This is a genomic window from Shinella sp. OV683 (assembly GCF_057787725.1).
Genome location: NZ_CM173543.1, coordinates 365762 through 383975 on the forward strand (window position 1 = coordinate 365762; position 18214 = coordinate 383975).

The window sequence follows — 18214 nt, forward strand, 5'->3', positions numbered from 1 at the left end:
ATAGCTGATGTCGTCCACTTCCATTGGACCTACAAGCAGAAATGAAGCTGAAGGTAGTTGGCTTGCGGTGCTGTCGCAGTCCCTGTCGGGCAGCGGGCTGATACTCGGAACGTTGTTTCTGATCGCTTCGCTCACTTCGACCCTGATTCCCCGAACCTATTTGACTCAGGGCATACTGTCCGGCTTATGTCTGGCTTTCGGCTACGGCATTGGGATTTTATGGCGCCGCCTGTGGGACTACATGGAGTTGCCGGTACCACAACAGAGACTGCTGCATATCTCTAAAATCTCAGCCGCAACCATCTGCGCTCTTGCTGCTATAGCGGCGCTGTGGTGGTCAACCGAGTGGCAGAATACTCTTCGCCTATCCATGAAGCTGGACCCGGTTACGAGCGCGCACCCGCTTTTAATCCTTCTGGTCGCCGGGGCATCCTTTCTTGTCACGATGGTTTTCGCGCGGGCCTTCCGATTTGTGTTTCGTTTGGCATTCTCGACTTCGAGCCGGTTGCTACCACCAAGAGTATCCCGGGTCGTCGGGTTCGCCGCAGCGGTCATTCTATTTTGGACGGTTGCAAACGGTGTGTTTTTCCGCGTCGTTTTCCATGCCCTCGATTCCTCCTTCAAGGAATATGATGCCTTGATCGAGCCGGGACTACCGCGGCCAACATCCGTCCTCAGGACCGGAAGCACAGCCTCACTGCTCAAATGGGATGAACTCGGACGCGCCGGCCGCGAATTTGTCAGCTCCGGACCGACGGCGGACGATGTTGGCTCCATCACTGGTCGCAAGGCACTCGAGCCAATTCGTGTCTACATCGGGCTTCGATCGGCTGAGACAGTCTCCCAGCGGGTAAAGCTCGCCCTGGAGGAACTGAAGCGCACGGGTGCATTCCATCGCTCCGCGCTCATTGTCATTACACCGACTGGCACTGGCTGGATCGATCCGGCGGCGATTGACAGTGTTGAGTATTTGAATGACGGCGATGTCGCTAGCGTGGCGCTTCAGTACTCGTATTTTTCCAGCCCGCTGTCGCTAATGATCGAGCCAGAGCGTGGCGCTGAAACGGCCCGCGCGCTATTCACAGAAATTTACAACTACTGGACGACGCTTCCGAAAGGAGAAAGGCCCAAGCTCTTCGTGCACGGTCTCAGCCTCGGCTCATTGAACTCCGAAAAATCCTTCGAGCTGTTTCAAATAATAGGTGACCCAATCAATGGAGCTTTGTGGAGCGGGCCCCCCTTTGAAAACAAGCTTTGGCGCACGATCACCGATGGCAGGCGGCCCGATTCCCCGGCTTGGCTGCCCAAGTACCGCGATAGTACTTTTGTCCGCTTTATGAACCAGAACGGGTCAGGCTTGCCCACGGATTCCCCGTGGGGAGCTATGCGCATCGTCTACCTGCAGTATGCGAGCGATCCTGTGACCTTCTTCGACTATCGTGACCTATATCGCAGGCCAGACTGGATGACCGCGCCCCGAGGTCCCGATGTGTCCGCTGATCTGGGCTGGTATCCCGTCGTGACCATGCTCCAACTCGCGGTTGACATGGCGATGGCAACAACGACGCCGATAGGCTACGGGCATGTTTATGCGCCGGAGCACTATGTCGATGCATGGATTGCGGTCGCGGATACTCAAGGATGGAGTGAAGATCAGGTCAGCAGGCTGAAACAGCGCCTTAGGCAAGAGATGCTCGTCGACATGACAAAGCCGGGCGAAGATAACCCCTACGCGGATCGTGGAGGATAATGGAGGATAATGGAGGAACAAGTCTTCTCCACCGTCAGACAGCGATACCAACGGACGCGGGGCTGTTGACTTTTACATAAGACCTGCTGCAGGCCGGATCATCTTAGCGGGTCCGGCGAGATAATGTTGAGAACAGTAGCCAAAGGCCAAGTGCCAGCACCAGAACTTCAACGAAGGTGGTAAGAATAATGACAGTCAGGCTGAGGACGTCGCCCGCCGACACCCAACTCGTCGGCCCGCTGGTCGTCTGAACGACCGGAACGCCCGCTTGTGGGGCGCGAAGAAAATAGAGGAATAGCTGAAACGCCTCGAACAGCATGATAAGCATCGAGAAGACGATGCCGACAATGCTCGCCACCAACCCTATCCACACAGTACGCGATAGAGATGCAACCTCTGGGATTCCAAAATCAGCCATACGTTTACCAATCAAAATGTATCGGTAGGACCAGATCGCGGTAAATGCCAACAACAACAAGCTGCCCAAGGTGAGGTATTGGATCAGAGCGACGGCGCCGCGCGTTCCCACCCCCGTCCTACGGTCCAGGAGGAAAGCAGAAATGGCCATCACCAGCGATATTGAGCCAATTCCCACTTGCGTCCAGAAGCCAACCCGGCCTGCCCAAAGAAATTGTCGGGCAAGATTGTCGTTCAACATTTGCTCGTCCTCCTCATCCAGTGCGGGCATTATCTGTTTAATGCATACCATATGATGTTTCGGCCTCATGCGCATCAAGTTTTGGCTGCATGCAGCTCTGTCGGTGCCGTCATCCTTTCCTTAGATGAAATGCGCCTCGTCCGTGGCAAGTTGGACTGGATTTGATACCGCGTTCTGTAGCGCGAGCTCACCGAGGGCATCGCCCAGCGAACGGCGATCGGTCCCCGGCGGAAGTCTTCGTTTACGCCGCCCTTCCCTTCACTACAAACCGCTTCTTGATCCGGTCTACCGGAGCGCCATCCAGCAGTGGTACCTGGACAAGTCGGTCGTATGTTTCAAATCCCATTTTCTCGTAGTAGGCGAGGCCACTCACATTGTCGGCCCGGATGGTGGCGTTGATGAGCTCAAGCCCAAGCGCTTCCGCCGCAATGCGCGTTGCCGGGAAAAGAGCAGTGCCTACGCCTTTTGTCTTGGGGTTCATGCGCGCGAATGTCGCAATATCCGCCGTCCCGTTGGGCGGGTTTCCGTAGATGCTCAAGGATTGGAAGCCGACGAGCATTCCATCGGATTCGGCGACATGGCAGGTGAGGGGGAATTCGCCATGGATGAACCAATCCGAAAACTCGGCTGCGGAAAGCGGCGTTTCGATGGCCGTGGTGCCGCCAGCGCGGATGATTTCATTCAGCAGATTGCTCAGTTCGTTCGCATCAGCAGAGACGGCTTTTCGGACTTTCATTGGACCCCCTTAAATTGCAAATCGACAAATAAATACATCCGGCGTGTGAGTCTACCATCGCCGTGCGCGTCAATAAAACCCAGCACGCGGGTCTGCTGGAAAATCGCGAGATATCCTGCGGCAGCCTGCTTAGAGCGGGGTCGATCGTAAAAGCCCTTGCCAAGCGCAATATTCTGTTGAAAAGTGCCCACGAAGTAATCATTTTTTTAGAGGCGCTAGTTTTTAGGCATGGCCGCACGTCAGCGCATCATCCCCGTCCGCCGCGACTACAACAGATGGGTCGCCAACCAGACGCTCGAAGATTACGCCCTACGATTCACTGCCAAGAGTGCCCGCCAATATTCGCCTTCTCGGATTTCGCAGACGGCGATCGGGGCGATTTCGTTCCTGGCGCTGGAGGCGGTCGGTGGGGCGATCACGCTGTCCTATGGCACCACCAATGCCATCCTCGCGATCATCGTTGCCTCGATCCTGTTGCTGATCATCGGTATCCCGATCAGCCGATATGCGATCAAACATGGCGTCGACATCGATCTGCTGACACGCGGTGCGGGCTTCGGCTATCTTGGCTCTACGGTGACGTCGCTGATCTATGCGAGCTTCACCTTCATCCTGTTTGCCATCGAAGCCTCGATCATGACCGGGGCGCTGGAGCTGACCTTCGGCATTCCGCTCTGGCTGGGCTACATCGTCAGTGCCGTGGCGGTGATCCCGCTGGTCACCCATGGTGTGCGCCTGATCTCGAAATTCCAGCTGCTGACCCAGCCGATCTGGATCGTGCTCAATATCCTGCCGTTCATCTTCATCGCCTTTTCCGATTGGGAAAAGTTCGATTTCTGGCTGAGCTTTGCCGGCAAGGGCCATCAATCCGGCGAACTCGGCACCATCGCGCCCTTCGATCTCGCCATGTTCGGCGCGGCCTCCGCCGTCATCCTGGCGCTGATGCCGCAGATCGGCGAGCAGGTCGACTTCCTGCGCTTCCTGCCCGCCGACGGCAAGCCGCAGAGCTGGGGCCAGCGGATCATGCGGTTTCTTGCCGGGCCTGGCTGGGTGGTGGTCGGTGCGCCCAAACTGCTGGCCGGCTCGTTTCTCGTGGTGTTGGCGCTGAGCTCGGGCATTCCGGCCAGCCAGGCGGCCGATCCGGCGCATATGTATGTCACGGCGTTTGGCTACATGATGCCCAATCACATGCTGGCATTGTTCGTGACTGCCGCCTTCGTGATCGTCTCGCAGCTCAAGATCAACGTCATGAATGCCTATGCCGGGTCGCTTGCCTGGTCGAACTTTTTCTCGCGACTGACGCATAGCCATCCCGGCCGCGTCGTCTGGCTGTTCTTCAATGTGGCGATCGCGCTGCTTTTGATGGAACTCGGCATCTACAAGCTGCTCGAGGAAACGCTCGGGGTGTTTTCGATCGTGGCCTCGGCCTGGCTCTGCGCGATCTCTGCGGATCTGTTTGTCAACAAGCCGTTGGGACTTGCGCCTCCGGGCATCGAGTTCAAGCGGGCGCATCTCTACGATATCAACCCTGTCGGCTTCGGTGGCATGGCGATCACGGTGGCCGTTGCGCTTGCGGCGCATTTCGGCCTGTTCGGGAGCTATGTCGGGTCGCTGGCGATCTATCTCGTGCCGATCGTTGCCTTTCTCGTCGTGCCGGCGCTGGCCTGGGCGACCAGGGGCAAGTATTATCTCGCGCGCAAGCCCCGGCATCAGTGGAAGAATCTCTCAACGATCACCTGCTCGATCTGCGAGCATCCGTTCGAGCCGGAGGACATGGCGTGGTGCCCCGCCTATGCAGCGCCGATCTGTTCGCTGTGCTGCTCGCTCGACAGCCGCTGCCACGATCTCTGCAAGCCAAAGGCACGGCTGCAATATCAGGTGCGCGAGGTCGCCAGCACCTTCCTGCCGACGGCTGTGATGGAGAAGCTGTCCACTCGCATCGGCCGCTACAGCATGACGACGGTGATTGCGCTGACCGGCATCGGCGCCATCCTGTGGATGATCGCGCTCCGCGCCGGCAGCGTCTCGCCAGAAACGGCGACCGTGGTCAATGCAACGGTGGTGCTGGTGTTCATCGTTTTCGCGGTGCTGACCGGCATCGCCGCATGGTTCTTCGTGCTGGCGCATGACAGCCGCGTCGTCGCCGAGGAGGAGAGCTCGCGGCAGAACACGCTGCTGCTGAAGGAAATCGCCGCCCACAAGAAAACCGATGCTGCGCTGCAGCATGCCAAGGAAACCGCCGAAGCCGCCAACCGCGCCAAGAGCCGCTATGTCGTCGGCCTGACCCACGAACTCAGGACGCCGCTCAATGCGGTGCTCGGTTACGCGCAACTGCTCGACCGCGACGAGGCCATCCCCGATTCCAAGCGCTCGGCAATAAGGGTGATCAAGCGCAGCGCCGACCATCTTTCCGGGCTGATCGACGGCTTGCTCGATATTTCCAAGATCGAAGCGGGGCGGCTGCAGGTCTATTCCAACGAGATCAACCTGTTCGATTTCCTAGAGCAGATCACCAGCATGATGAGCCCGCAAGCGGAAGCCAAGGGGCTGGAATTCAGCGTGCTGCGCGATCCTGCCCTGCCGCAATATGTGCGCACCGACGAGAGACGGCTTAGGCAGATTCTCGTCAACCTGCTGTCGAATGCGGTCAAATACACGGCGGCCGGTCGCGTGCAGCTCGATATCCACTATCGCAACCAGGTGGCGACGTTTACGGTGAGCGATACCGGCAGCGGCATCCCGGCCGATGACCTGCCTGTCATCTTCGAGCCGTTCCAGCGTGGCGCCGGCGAGCAATCCAAGCTCGCGCCGGGTCTGGGGCTTGGCCTGACCATCACCCGGCTGCTGACCCAGACGCTGGGCGGCGAGATCACTGTGGAAAGCGAGATCGGGGCCGGCACGGAGTTCAAGGTGCGGCTGATGCTCTATGGCCTCAATCGCTCCGCCGCGCCTGCGGATCGCAAGATCCTGGGCTATTCCGGGCCGCGATGGACGATCATGGTCGTCGACGACAACGAGGAACACCGCGAGCTGATGCGAGAGGCGCTGGCGCCGCTCGATTTCGTCGTGCTGACCGCCACTTCGGCGCCGGAATGCCTGGCCCTGATCGAAGGCGTGCGGCCAGACATTTACCTCCTCGACATTTCCATGCCCGGGATGAATGGCTGGGAGCTTGCGGCGAAATTGCGCGAGATCGGCCAGACGGCACCCATCGTCATGCTGTCGGCCAATATCGGCGACGGCGCGGCCGGCGCGCCGGTCAGCGGCGACCATAACGACACGCTGCCCAAGCCGGTGGACTTCCGCCAGTTGCACGACAAGCTGGCAAAATGGCTCGGACTTGAATGGTCCTATGCCGTGCCGCAGCCGGAGACGCTTCCGAAGCCGGAGGGCGAGATTAGGAGTCCGGGCGCCAGCCATGTGCAGGAACTGATCCGGCTCGGCGAGATCGGCTATGTCAGGGGCATCGAGGCGAAACTCAACGACCTTGCAAAACACGGCGAAAACAGGCACTTCACCGATATCATGACCGCTCACATCCGCGCCTTCGACATCGATGCCTATCTCACCGATCTGAGGAAACTCGAGCGCGAGGAGGCAACGCCATGAGTGCCGCCCCGGGGCCGCGCGACATCGTGCTTCTGGTCGATGACAGCCCGGATTCGCTCGCTTTTCTGACTGACGCGCTGGAGCAATCCGGCTTTTCGGTGCTGATCGCCACATCGGGCAATTCGGCGCTGACCATCGTCGATCGGATCACGCCAGACCTTGTGCTGCTGGATGCGGTCATGCCCGGCATGGACGGCTTCGAGACCTGCCAGAGGCTGAAGGCGATGGGCTCGGTGGCGCAGGTGCCGGTGATCTTCATGACCGGCTTGACCGAGACCGAGCATATCGTCCGGGCGCTGGAGGCGGGCGGGGTCGACTATCTCTCCAAGCCGATCAATATCGACGAGTTGAGAGCGCGCATCCGCGTCCATCTTGCCAATGCGCGCTCGGCGCAAAGTGCGCGGGTGGCGCTGGATGCCGCCGGCCGGCATCTGCTGGCGGTGCGCGGCAACGGCAAGCTGTTGTGGTCGACACCGCAGGCGACGCGGCTGGTGAATGCCGCGACCGGCAGCGACGAGGGACTCGATCTCGTCTCTGCACAAGTTGGTCAGTGGTTGGAAGAGCGACGGCTGACCGGGCAGACGCGCGATCCCGGCATCACCGTGGAGACGTCAGGCGAGGCGACCTTGTCATTGTCGTTTCTCGGCTCCATTGGCGCCGACGAACATCTCTTCCGGCTGACCAGCCAGACCCAGGCCAAAGACGACGACCGCCTGCGGCAGCATTTTTCGCTGACCGGGCGAGAGTCGGAAGTGCTGGTGTGGATCGCCAAGGGTAAATCCAACCGCGACATCGGTGAAATCCTCGGCCTGTCGTCGCGCACGGTCAATAAGCATCTCGAGCAGATCTATGTGAAGCTCGGAGTGGAAAACCGCGCCTCGGCAGCGGTGAAGGCGGCGAGTATTCTGATGCAGGGATGACGGGGCCTGGGCGCTTGTTCCGCAGGGCGCAAACCTATTCCCCGTCATTACCTGCTTCATGCAGGTAATCCAGTCGCGCGAAGTCCTTCGCGCGGGAGGAGTCTTTCCGGCTTGCCGACGCAAGCCGGCTGGATGCCCGCCACAAGGGCGAGCACGAGGGAGGATAGATATCGCCCCTCTGACTTGCTGAGCAAAAGGCATATTCAGGATGTGAAAGAGCGTTCACGCGGCGGGTTTCCGTCCGTGGCATGGGGCATTTCCATTCTCTGGCCCGCTAGGGCCGGCCGGGGCGCATCAGTCGCCTCGTTTAGTAATTTATATGTGGCGCATAATGCGCCCCGCTTCGGTGGTTTTTGCCTGCGAACTTGGAGATCTGCTTCCCAACCGCGACAGTGCGCCCGATGGGGAGATGTGTGCCTCTGAGGCACGTCCGCGGCCAGTCGCGCTCTTTCGAGCACCGCCGAAGAGGTCTCCGTTTCTCACAGGCCCCCGGAAAGAGAATTTACGTCTTCCTCTCCAACCGGGCACCGGCCCCACCTCGCCATGACGCCTCATGGTGTATCCGTGATGGGACGGGAATCAGTATAAGTGGGTTGGAGAGGGCGGGGATATTGGTGGATAAGCCATTGAGTATGTTGGTGTATCTTGATTCACACGGTTGCTGGCTTGGTTTGTCTCCGCCTCATGAGCCCCTCATCTGCAATTTCTATCGTTTAGCGATTGCGCGCACCGTCCCATTTGTGGGCACCCTTTTCGGGCGCAATCGCTAAGCCGATGAAATTGCTTCTTCTCCCACAAGGGGAGAAGTAGAGGTGCGGCGCTGCTCCGACTTTACCTCTCCCCTTGTGGGAGAGGATAGCAAGCCCGCGAGAGGCAAAGCCGATCGCCTGGGCGCGCTTGGTGAGGGGTTTTGGCCGACACAGCGACAGAAAGCAATCCCTTGACTCCCGTCCCTCCATCCATTACATAGCCAAATAGCAATATAGCTAAATGGAAATATAATGCTCACCACATCTACCCATCTCGACCAGGTCTTCGGGGCACTTGCCGACCCCACCCGGCGTGCCATTCTTTCGCGGCTGGCGCTGGGGCAGGCGACCGTCAATGAGCTTGTCGAGCCGTTTGCGCTGAGCCAGCCGACGATCTCCAAGCATCTCAAGGTGCTGGAGGGGGCGGGGCTGGTGACGCGTGGGCGCGATCAGCAGTTCCGGCCGGTGAAGCTCAATGCCGCGCCGCTGAAGGAAGCGATGGGCTGGATTGGCACCTACCAGCAGTTCTGGGAGGAAAGCCTCGATCAACTCGCCGACTATGTGAAGACTTTGCAGGACAAGGGAGTGAAGTGATGGATATGTTTGCCAAGACTACCGAGCCGGCTGCAGAGCGCACGCTCGACATCGTCAGAGTGTTCGATGCCCCGGCGAGCCTGTTGTTTCTTGCTTATTCGAAGCCGGAACACATCATGAAATGGTTCGGCCCCAAGGAGTGGCCGGTGACCAAGTGCGAGATGGATTTTCGGGTCGGCGGCGAGTTCCATTTCGCCATGACCGGTCCCGAGGGCGAAAAAGGACCGCCGTTCGGTGGCACCTACCATGAGATCGTACCCTACAAGCGGATCGTTTACGACAACGGTTTCGAGGAGTTCGACGATGGCCGGATGCTGGTGACGGTGACCTTCGTGGAGGCCGATGGCAAGACGACGCTGACGATCAGCACGCTGTTTGACAGCGTTGCCCGGAAGGAATCCTACACCGAGCAGGGTTACATCGTCGGCACGGAATCGAGCCTCGACAATATGGAAGAGCTGTTGGCCACGCTGAAGGCGTGATCTCGCTCGCAGATGGAGAGGAGAGGAGAAGAGCAATGGACACTTCAGTGAAAGCCACCGAGCCGGTCGCCGACCGCACTCTTGAGATCGTGAGGGTGTTCGACGCCCCGGCGAGCCTGCTGTTTCTCGCCTATTCGAAGCCCGAGCATATCAAGCGATGGTTTGGCCCGAAGACCTGGCCGGTCACGACCTGCGAGATGGATTTTCGGGTCGGCGGCAGGTTCCATTTCGCTATGACCGGACCCAAGGGCGAGGCGGGACCGCCGTTTGGCGGCACCTATCGCGAGATCGTGCCGAACAGGAAGATCGTCTACGATCAAGGCTTTGAGGCACCGGGCAGCGGTCGCATGCTGGTGACGGTGGTCTTCGAAGAGCATGCGGGCCGCACGACGCTGACCGTAACCACCGTCTTCGATACGATTGTGATCAAGGACGAGTATCTGAAAATGGGCATGAAGGAGGGCATGCATTCCGGCTTCGACAATCTCGTCGAGCTTGTCGCCGAGATGCAGTCAAAGGGCTGATCCGCGGATGGAGGCGACGGCGTGTTGCCGTCGCCTCATTATTTTTCAACAATGTCGCAGGCGGCGAATCGCCGGGGTTAGCCGAACCGCGGTGGTTGGGGAAAAAGCGTCAATCGCATTTTGCTAACACTCTTTTAACCATAATCAGGTCTTACTGAAGTCACTCAAATTTTGTGCAGTGCACGCCTTCGTTTCACCAAATTTGGCGTAAAGAAGGCTAGCATACGGAGCTTTAGCAACAGTCAAGGCCAAAGGTTGGACATCCAGCCGACTAGCGACGGACAAATTGAAGAACGCCGCCCGGCTTGGATCGCGATCTCAAGGCCGGGTGTTTGGATTCGGGGACTTTGAAATTATGGAAACTGCAAATCTGGCAGCAGCTGCAACCGCTGATGTGACGCTGCTGTCGCTGTTCATGCAGGCAGGCTTTGTCGTCAAGCTGGTCATGCTCGGCCTTATCGGTGCCTCGGTCTGGACCTGGGCGATGGTCGTCGACAAGCTGGTTAGCTACCGCAAGGCGCGCAAGCAGCTCGACAGTTTCGAGCAGGTATTCTGGTCCGGTCAGTCGCTGGAAGAGCTTTACCGTACACTGGCCGAGCGACAGGTCTCGGGCATGGCGGCGATCTTCGTTGGCGCGATGCGCGAATGGAAGAAGAGCTTCGAGCGCGGCGCCCGTTCGCCGATCGGCCTGCAGATGCGTATCGACCGCGCCATGGACGTGACGCTGGCGCGCGAGACCGAAACGCTGGAAGCGCGGCTTTCCTCGCTCGCCACCATCGGTTCGGCAGCACCCTTCGTCGGTCTGTTCGGCACCGTCGTCGGTATCATGACCTCGTTCCAGGGCATTGCCGCCTCGAAATCCACCAATCTCGCCGTTGTCGCGCCCGGTATCGCCGAAGCGCTGCTGGCCACCGCGATCGGTCTCGTGGCCGCTATCCCGGCCGTTATCGCCTACAACAAATTCTCGGGCGACGCCGGCAAGCTGGTGGCCCGCATGGAAGCTTTCGCCGACGAATTCTCCGCCATTCTTTCGCGCCAGATCGATGAAAGACTGCAGCCGCGCCCGGCTGCGGCGCAGTAAGGGAGGCGACCGATGGGAATGTCAGCAGGCGCCAAGGGTGGTTCATCCGGCGGCCGCGGCCGGCGCAGGGGCGGCGGCAGGAAGCCGCCGATGAGCGAAATCAACGTCACGCCGATGGTCGACGTCATGCTGGTGCTGCTGATCATCTTCATGGTCGCTGCACCGCTGATGACGACCGGCGTGCCGATCGACTTGCCGGAAACGCAGGCCAAGGAAATGAATTCGGACACCAAGCCGATCCAGATCTCCATCGACAAGACTGGACAGATTTTCTTCGGCGAAGAGACCGAAGCTCCGGTGTCGATCGACGAAGTTGTGCCGAAACTGCAGGCGATTGCCAAGACCGGTACCGAGGAACGGATTTTCGTGCGCGGCGATGCGGGAACCGAATACGGCGCGATCATGGGCGTCATGGGCCGCATCCAGGCAGCCGGCTACAAGAATATCGGTCTGGTGACCCAGCCGGAAAAGAACTAGGGGCCGGGTAAGAGAAGGCGATGAAGGGTAGCGTCATCACATCCATCGGGCTGCACGTGCTTTTGCTCGTGTGGCTGCTGGTGTCCTTCGGCTCGCCGGAACCTTTCGTGGTGACGGCATCCGAAGCGCTGCCCGTCGAGCTCGTACCCATCGAGGAAATGACCCAGCTGCAGCAGGGCGACAAGGAAGCGCCGAAGAAGGAAGAGTCGGCAACCGAAGTCACCAAGAACGAGCCCAAGGTCGACAACGCCATCAATGCCGGCGACAACAATTTCGACCTGAAATCCGTGCCGACGCCGATGGACAAGCCCGACAACGTCCAGAAGGCCGCCGCTCCGAAGAAATCGGAGAAAGATCTGCCGGAAAAGGACGTCACCCCGGTCGATGTCCAGGAAATCATCAAGGAAGAGACCCAGGTCGAGCCGGCGACGGAACTCGCCAAGGACGCGCAGCCCAAGGTCGAGGTCAAGCCGGATCCGAAGCCTGACGTGACCGAGGACAAGCCTGCCGAAGTTGCCAAGGAAGAACCTGTTCCCGACAATGTGCCCGTGCCTGTGACCCGACCCGAAGTGGCCGAGATCCAGAAGACCGAGCCCAAGAAGGAAGAGAAGAAAGAAGAGCCGAAGCCGAAGAAGGTCGAGGAAAAGAAGGAAAAGCAGAAGGAGGTCGAGGTCGCCGAGGCCAAGACCGCCAAGACGCAGGACCGCAAGAAAGACGAGAAGAACAAGAAGACGGCGAAATCGACGACCCAGAAGGATTCCGATTTCAACGCCGACGAAATTTCGGATGTTCTCAACAAGGTCGACAACAATTCGGGCGGCGCCAAGCGCAACAAGAAGACCAAGTCCTTTGGCGCCGAAAAGGCGACGGGCGGCCAGAAACTCAGCCAGGACGAGATGAATGCGCTGCGCGGCATGATCGAAAAGAACTGGTCGATCATGCCTGGCCAGGTCACCGACAGCGGCATCGTCATCACCGTGAAGTTCGAACTGAACGAGAGTGGCGAGATTGTCGGCGATCCCGAAGTCAAGGGAACCGGCGGCGACGAGTCTTCGCTGCGGGCGCTGGAAGGCGGCGCGCTGCGTGCGGTGATGAAATCGCAGCCGTTCGACAAGCTGCCGAAGGATAAATACGACACATGGAAAGTTGTCACAGTGAATTTCAGTCCCAGTGACATGATGTGACCGGATTCGAACTGTAGCGGGGCGATCTCCGCTGGATGAACAAAGAACAAGTAGGCTGAAAGGCTGATACAGGATGATGAAACACCCAATCTTCAAGGCACTCTTCGTGATCGCGGGGCTGATTGCGATGTCGGTTGCGCCGGCAAACGCCGATGTGACCATCGATATCCGCAAGGGCAATGTCGAGCCGATGCCGATTGCGATCACCGACCTGCAGTCGGGCGATGCGCTCGGCGCCCAGGTGTCGCAAGTGATCGCGGCCGACCTGCAGCGTTCCGGCTTCTTCAAGCCGATCGACAAGGCTGCCTTCATCCAGAAGATTACCAATCCGGATGCCGCGCCACGTTTTGAAGACTGGAAGGCGATTAATGCCCAGGCACTGGTTAGCGGTCGCGTCACCAAGGAGGCCGATGGCCGCCTGCGCGCCGAGTTTCGTCTCTGGGACGTCTATGGCGGCTCGCAGCTGATCGGCCAGCAGTTCTTCACCCGTCCCGAAAACTGGCGTCGCGTCGCTCATATCATCGCTGACGCCGTCTATGAAAAGCTGACCGGTGAAAAGGGCTATTTCGATACCCGCATCGTGTTCGTCTCGGAGACCGGCTCGAAGATCGATCGCGTCCGCCAGCTGGCGATCATGGACCAGGACGGCGCCAATGTGCGGGTTCTGACCAAGTCCAAGGCCATCGTGCTGACGCCGCGCTTCTCGCCGAACCAGCAGGAAATCACCTATATGTCGTTCGAAGGCGACCAGCCGCGGGTCTACCTGCTGCAGCTGGAGACCGGACAGCGCGAAGTGGTCGGCAATTTCCCCGGCATGACGTTTTCGCCGCGCTTCTCGCCGGATGGCCAGCGGGTGATCATGAGCCTGCAGGAAAAGGGCAACGCCAACATCTTCACGATGGACCTGCGCTCGCGCACGACGACGCGGCTGACCTCGACGGCTGCGATCGATACCTCGCCGTCCTATTCGCCGGATGGCCAGAAGATCGTCTTCGAAAGCGATCGCGGCGGCCGCCAGCAGCTTTATGTCATGAACGCCGATGGTTCGGGCCAGAACCGGGTTTCCTTTGGTGACGGCGCTTACTCCACTCCGGTCTGGTCGCCGAAGGGCGATCTGATCGCCTTCACCAAGCAGTCGGGCGGCAAGTTCTCGATCGGCGTGATGCGTCCGGATGGTTCCGGCGAACGCATCCTGACCACGGGCTTCCACAATGAGGGCCCGACCTGGGCGCCGAACGGCCGGGTGATCATGTTCTTCCGTCAGGCTGCAGGTGCAGGCGGCCCGGCGCTGTTCTCGATCGACCTGACGGGCTATAACGAGCAGCGCGTCGCCACGCCGGCATTCGCCTCGGACCCCGCATGGTCGCCACTTCTCGAATAGTGGGACCAAGCCGGAGAGGGGGTTACATTGTCAAAAAATGATACAGAAACCCCTAATTTCCGGTTTGTTAACCATGAATCTTGAATCGTGATTAACCCCATCGGGTTAGAGTTCGGAAACCGTAATTCTTAAGACTTAGGAGCAGGCCATGAGCCACACCACAACCTATCAGCCCGGCCGCATGGCGAAGCTCGCACGCAACCCATTCGTCATCGCGCTCATCTGCGGCGTCGCGCTTGCAAGCTGCGCCAAGAAGAACAAGCTCAACAGTGCCGACGACCTTGGCCTCAACGCCAACTCGGCAACACCGGGCTCGCCGCAGGATTTCACCGTCAATGTCGGCGACCGCATTTTCTTCGACACTGACTCCTCGTCGATCCGCGCCGATGCCCAGCAGACGCTTTCCAAGCAGGCACAGTGGCTGAACCAGTATCCGAACTACCGGATCACCGTCGAAGGCCATGCCGACGAACGCGGCACCCGCGAGTATAACCTGGCGCTCGGCGCCCGCCGTGCTGAAGCCACCCGCGACTACCTCGCATCGCAGGGCGTCCAGGGCAACCGCATGCGCACGATCTCCTACGGCAAGGAAAAGCCGGTCGCGGTTTGCGACGACATCTCCTGCTGGTCGCAGAACCGTCGCGCGGTCACCGCTCTCAACGGCGGCCCGAACGGCTGATATCGCAATCATCGCTCCCTCGCGGGGCTGACGTCAAAGGCCACCCGCAACGGATCGCTGCGGGTGGTTTTGTTTTTCGATGCTGGCTGTTGTCCAGTGCGCTCATGGGAATGCCGCGTGGTGGCGGGATGCAATTTTCCGGAACTTGTGCTAAGGCATGAGCTAAGAATCTCGTAGATTGACTAAGACCGAGGACGAACCATCTCCAGCACATTGAAGAAAATCAGGGTTGCGGATTTCCGTTTCAAAGCCGCAAGGCTTCAGGCGCTGCAGTTCGTCGCCTCGCTTTTCTTCGCGCTGATCCTCGTCGCACCGAGCCTGCAGGATGGCAGTGCGGCGAGCCCCACGGCCGGCATGTCGGCGGTCACACAGCCATCACATTCAGCGCTCCTGCTGAAGAAAGACACCGCCCGGGCGGTGGTTTCTGCCGAGCGGCGGCATGGCACGAAATCGCGCTGGAACGATCTTCCGGACGCGGTGATCCCGGCCGTATCTGAGCCCAATCATCTCGCATCGAACGGCATGCCGCTGCCCGGGGCATCGTTTGAGCATCCCCGTCACACCTATTCTTCCGTCTTCCAGGCGCGCGCGCCACCTCGCTTGACCAGCTGATGTCTTAGCTCCGGGGCTTGCTCCGGAATTGGTCAATGCGAACCTGCGCGGCGCTTGCCTGCGTGGGGTTCGGTGCATCCAGGAATACTATCTTGAAAAACTCTCGCTGGACGGTGGGGGCCTACCTGGCCATCATCCTCATCGGAATGCTCGTGGCATTGCCGAACATACTCTCCACCTCGACATTGGAACGCTGGCCCTCATGGCTGCCGGACAAGAAAGTGTCGCTCGGCCTCGATCTCAGGGGCGGCTCGCATCTGGTGCTCGAGGTCGATCGTGCCGACGTTGAAAAGGAGTGGCTGCAAAACCTTGTCCAGGACAGCCGCAACGCTTTGCGCGGCACTGGCGTTGAAACAACCTCCGTCCGGCGCGATGGTGCCGCCATCGTTGTGACGCTGAAGGACCCGGCCAAGCGCGATCAGGCGATCACGGAACTGGGCAAACTTACCAACCAGGTCGCCCAGGGCATGGCAACTCCGGCGGCGGATCTGGACATTGCACCACAAGGCGCCAATGCCGTCACTGTTCGCCCGTCAGAGGCCGGCATCACCCACCGAATGACCGGTGCTGTCGACCAGAGCCTTGAAATCATTCGCCAGCGCATCGACCAGGTGGGCGTCGCCGAACCGACCATCCAGCGTGTTGGATCCGATCGCGTGCTCGTCCAGTTGCCGGGCGAGCAGGATCCGTCGAATGTTCGGGCATTGCTCGGCTCGACGGCGAAGATGAGCTTTCATCTTCTCGGCCAGGAAGGCCAGCGCGGCGTCACCATGCTCAAGGACGAAGAGGGTAACGTCTATCCGGTTGAGGATCGCGTCCAGCTTTCCGGCGATCGCCTGACGGACGCGCGTGTCGGCTTCGACCCCAACAACAATCAGCCGGTCGTCAGCTTCCGTTTCGACAATGCCGGTGCGACACGCTTTGCTGAGATCACCCGCCAGAATGTCGGCAATCCGTTTGCCATCGTGCTGGATGGCAAGGTGCTGAGCGCACCGACTATCCAGGAACCAATCACGGGAGGCTCCGGCCAGATTTCCGGCTCCTTCTCGGTGACCGAAGCCAACACGCTGTCGGCACTGTTGCGCGCGGGCGCATTGCCCGCCAAGCTGACGGTCATCGAAGAGCGCACCGTGGGCGCCGACCTCGGCAGCGACGCGATCGAGATGGGCCTCTATACCGGCCTCGCTGGCTTCCTTCTCGTGGTGGGTTTTATCATCGTGCTTTATGGCGCGTGGGGCTTGCTTGCCGTGCTGGCGCTTGCGCTGAATGTTATCCTGACATTCTCCGGCCTGACATTGATCGGCGCGACGCTTACGCTGCCCGGCATTGCAGGTATCGTGCTCGGCATCGGTCTGGCGGTGGATGCCAACGTGCTGATCAACGAGCGAATCCGCGAGGAAGTGCGTAAGGGCAGGGGCGCCTTTGCCGCCATCGATGTCGGCTTCAACAAGGCCTATTCGACGATCATCGACAGCAATGTCACGGCGCTGATCGCCACCGTGCTGCTGTTCTGGTTCGGCTCGGGTCCGGTGCGCGGCTTTGCGGTGACGATGGGCCTCGGCATTGCAATCTCGATGTTTACCGCAGTGTCGGTGGTTCGCGTGGTGATGATCTACATTGCACGGCGCCAAAAGCTGAAGACGATCAACATCAAGCCGCTTCTGCCGCTCAATCTGATCCCGGACGGGACCACGATCGACTTCATGAAGGCGCGCCTATTCGGCATCGGCGTTTCGGCCTTCCTGTCGATTTCCTCGGTGATCCTGTTCATCTCGCCGGGTCTGAACTATGGCGTCGATTTCAAGGGCGGTATCCAGATCGAGGTATCGACGCAGAAGCCTGCCGATTTGGCGGCCTTCCGGTCGGGGCTTGACGGACTGGGTCTGGGCGAGGTGGCGCTGCAGGAGTTCGGCGACCAGAACCATCTGCTGCTGCGCGTGGAGCGCCAGCCCGGACCGGAGACGGCACAGACAGTGGCGGTCGAGAAGCTGAAGGCCGAGATCGCCAAGATCGATTCGACATCGAAGATCGAACGCACCGAGGTCGTCGGGCCAAAGGTGAGTGGCGAGTTGGCCACGGCAGGCTTCCTGTCTGTCCTCCTCGCGAGTCTCGCAATGCTCGTCTATATCTGGGTGCGGTTCGAATGGCCGTTCGCAGTTGGAGCAATCGCGACGCTTGTGCTTGATGTCACCAAGACGGTCGGCTTCTTTGCATTGACGGGGCTCGACTTCAACCTCACCGCGATTGCGGCGTTGCTGACGCTGGTGGGCTATTCAGTCAACGACAAGGTCGTGGTCTATGACCGGATGCGCGAGAACATGCGGCTCTACAAGGCCATGCCGTTCCGCGATCTGATCAACCTGTCGATCAACGAGACGCTGGCGCGAAGCCTCTATACGTCGGGCACCGCATTCCTTGCCTTGCTGCCGATGGCGATCTGGGGCGGAAGTGCGGTGGAGAGCTTTGCGGTGCCGATGGTGTTCGGCATCTTCATTGCGGCATCGTCGTCGGTGTTCATCGCGGCGCCGATCCTGTTGTTCCTCGGCGATTGGCGCACGCGCAGGAGAAAGGCGGCGGAAATCAAGGCCGAAGCACACGCGGCTTAGAGATCAGGCTGTAAAAGCAGAAATGGCGAAGCGGCGGCTCGGCTGAGGCTCGAGCTGCCTTTTTCTTGCGGCTGTGGCTATCGGCCACCAATCGATCTTACTTTAGCCCGACTCCGTTGCTTTTTTGTCCCAAAATTGAAAGAACTCCAGTTGTTGCGCTGCTTCGCGCGAC

15 protein-coding genes are annotated in these 18214 nt (G+C 59.7%); 13 read left to right on the top strand and 2 right to left on the bottom strand.

The window, feature by feature from the left end; translation table 11 throughout:
* Positions 1-7: 7 nt before the first annotated feature.
* Positions 8-1750 (top strand): alpha/beta hydrolase, encoded by a 1743-nt coding sequence (locus tag ACXHRN_RS01815; protein ID WP_488639650.1) that lies wholly within the window; start codon positions 8-10, stop codon positions 1748-1750.
* A 103-nt stretch (positions 1751-1853) separates the two neighbouring features.
* Here the strand turns inward: ACXHRN_RS01815 and ACXHRN_RS01820 are convergent, their stop codons facing one another.
* Together ACXHRN_RS01820 and ACXHRN_RS01825 are read right to left on the bottom strand one after the other, a co-directional pair.
* A complete protein-coding gene (locus ACXHRN_RS01820; protein WP_488639651.1) occupies positions 1854-2408 on the bottom strand; it encodes a DUF3611 family protein in 555 nt (184 codons plus the stop codon).
* A gap of 241 nt (positions 2409-2649) precedes the next feature.
* Positions 2650-3144, bottom strand: coding sequence for a GNAT family N-acetyltransferase (locus tag ACXHRN_RS01825; RefSeq protein ID WP_488639652.1), 495 nt, complete (start codon positions 3142-3144; stop codon positions 2650-2652).
* A 228-nt stretch (positions 3145-3372) separates the two neighbouring features.
* Between ACXHRN_RS01825 and ACXHRN_RS01830 the strand changes: the two genes are divergently transcribed.
* The 12 genes from ACXHRN_RS01830 (at position 3373) to secD (ending at position 18042) form a co-directional block, all read left to right on the top strand.
* A complete protein-coding gene (locus ACXHRN_RS01830) occupies positions 3373-6753 on the top strand; it encodes a hybrid sensor histidine kinase/response regulator (protein ID WP_488639653.1) in 3381 nt (1126 codons plus the stop codon).
* Positions 6750-7673, top strand: coding sequence for a response regulator (locus tag ACXHRN_RS01835; protein WP_488639654.1), 924 nt, complete (start codon positions 6750-6752; stop codon positions 7671-7673). Before ACXHRN_RS01830 ends, ACXHRN_RS01835 begins: the two co-directional genes overlap by 4 nt.
* 1001 nt (positions 7674-8674) lie before the next feature.
* Complete coding sequence (locus ACXHRN_RS01840) at positions 8675-9016, top strand: ArsR/SmtB family transcription factor (RefSeq protein ID WP_488639655.1); 342 nt, start codon at positions 8675-8677, stop codon at positions 9014-9016.
* Complete coding sequence (locus tag ACXHRN_RS01845; RefSeq protein WP_488639656.1) at positions 9016-9498, top strand: SRPBCC domain-containing protein; 483 nt, start codon at positions 9016-9018, stop codon at positions 9496-9498. The genes ACXHRN_RS01840 and ACXHRN_RS01845 overlap by 1 nt, the downstream gene beginning before the upstream one ends.
* 35 nt (positions 9499-9533) lie before the next feature.
* The gene (locus tag ACXHRN_RS01850) at positions 9534-10022 is read left to right on the top strand and encodes an SRPBCC domain-containing protein (RefSeq protein WP_488639657.1); all 489 of its coding nucleotides are present in this window, start codon (positions 9534-9536) and stop codon (positions 10020-10022) included.
* Positions 10023-10377: 355 nt separating this feature from the next.
* On the top strand, positions 10378-11103 hold the full coding sequence (gene tolQ / locus ACXHRN_RS01855) for a protein TolQ (RefSeq protein WP_488639658.1): 726 nt from the start codon (positions 10378-10380) through the stop codon (positions 11101-11103).
* A 12-nt stretch (positions 11104-11115) separates the two neighbouring features.
* Positions 11116-11580, top strand: a complete 465-nt coding sequence (tolR, locus tag ACXHRN_RS01860) for a protein TolR (RefSeq protein ID WP_488639659.1) — start codon at positions 11116-11118, stop codon at positions 11578-11580.
* A gap of 20 nt (positions 11581-11600) precedes the next feature.
* On the top strand, positions 11601-12764 hold the full coding sequence (locus ACXHRN_RS01865; RefSeq protein ID WP_488639660.1) for a hypothetical protein: 1164 nt from the start codon (positions 11601-11603) through the stop codon (positions 12762-12764).
* A gap of 73 nt (positions 12765-12837) precedes the next feature.
* On the top strand, positions 12838-14145 hold the full coding sequence (tolB, locus tag ACXHRN_RS01870) for a Tol-Pal system beta propeller repeat protein TolB (RefSeq protein ID WP_488639661.1): 1308 nt from the start codon (positions 12838-12840) through the stop codon (positions 14143-14145).
* A 148-nt stretch (positions 14146-14293) separates the two neighbouring features.
* Positions 14294-14824, top strand: a complete 531-nt coding sequence (gene pal / locus ACXHRN_RS01875) for a peptidoglycan-associated lipoprotein Pal (RefSeq protein ID WP_488639662.1) — start codon at positions 14294-14296, stop codon at positions 14822-14824.
* 213 nt (positions 14825-15037) lie between these two features.
* On the top strand, positions 15038-15436 hold the full coding sequence (locus ACXHRN_RS01880) for a hypothetical protein (protein WP_488639663.1): 399 nt from the start codon (positions 15038-15040) through the stop codon (positions 15434-15436).
* A gap of 92 nt (positions 15437-15528) precedes the next feature.
* Positions 15529-18042: a protein translocase subunit SecD gene (gene secD / locus ACXHRN_RS01885; protein WP_488639664.1), complete on the top strand. Its 2514-nt coding sequence runs from the start codon at positions 15529-15531 to the stop codon at positions 18040-18042.
* The last annotated feature ends 172 nt before the right edge of the window (positions 18043-18214 follow it).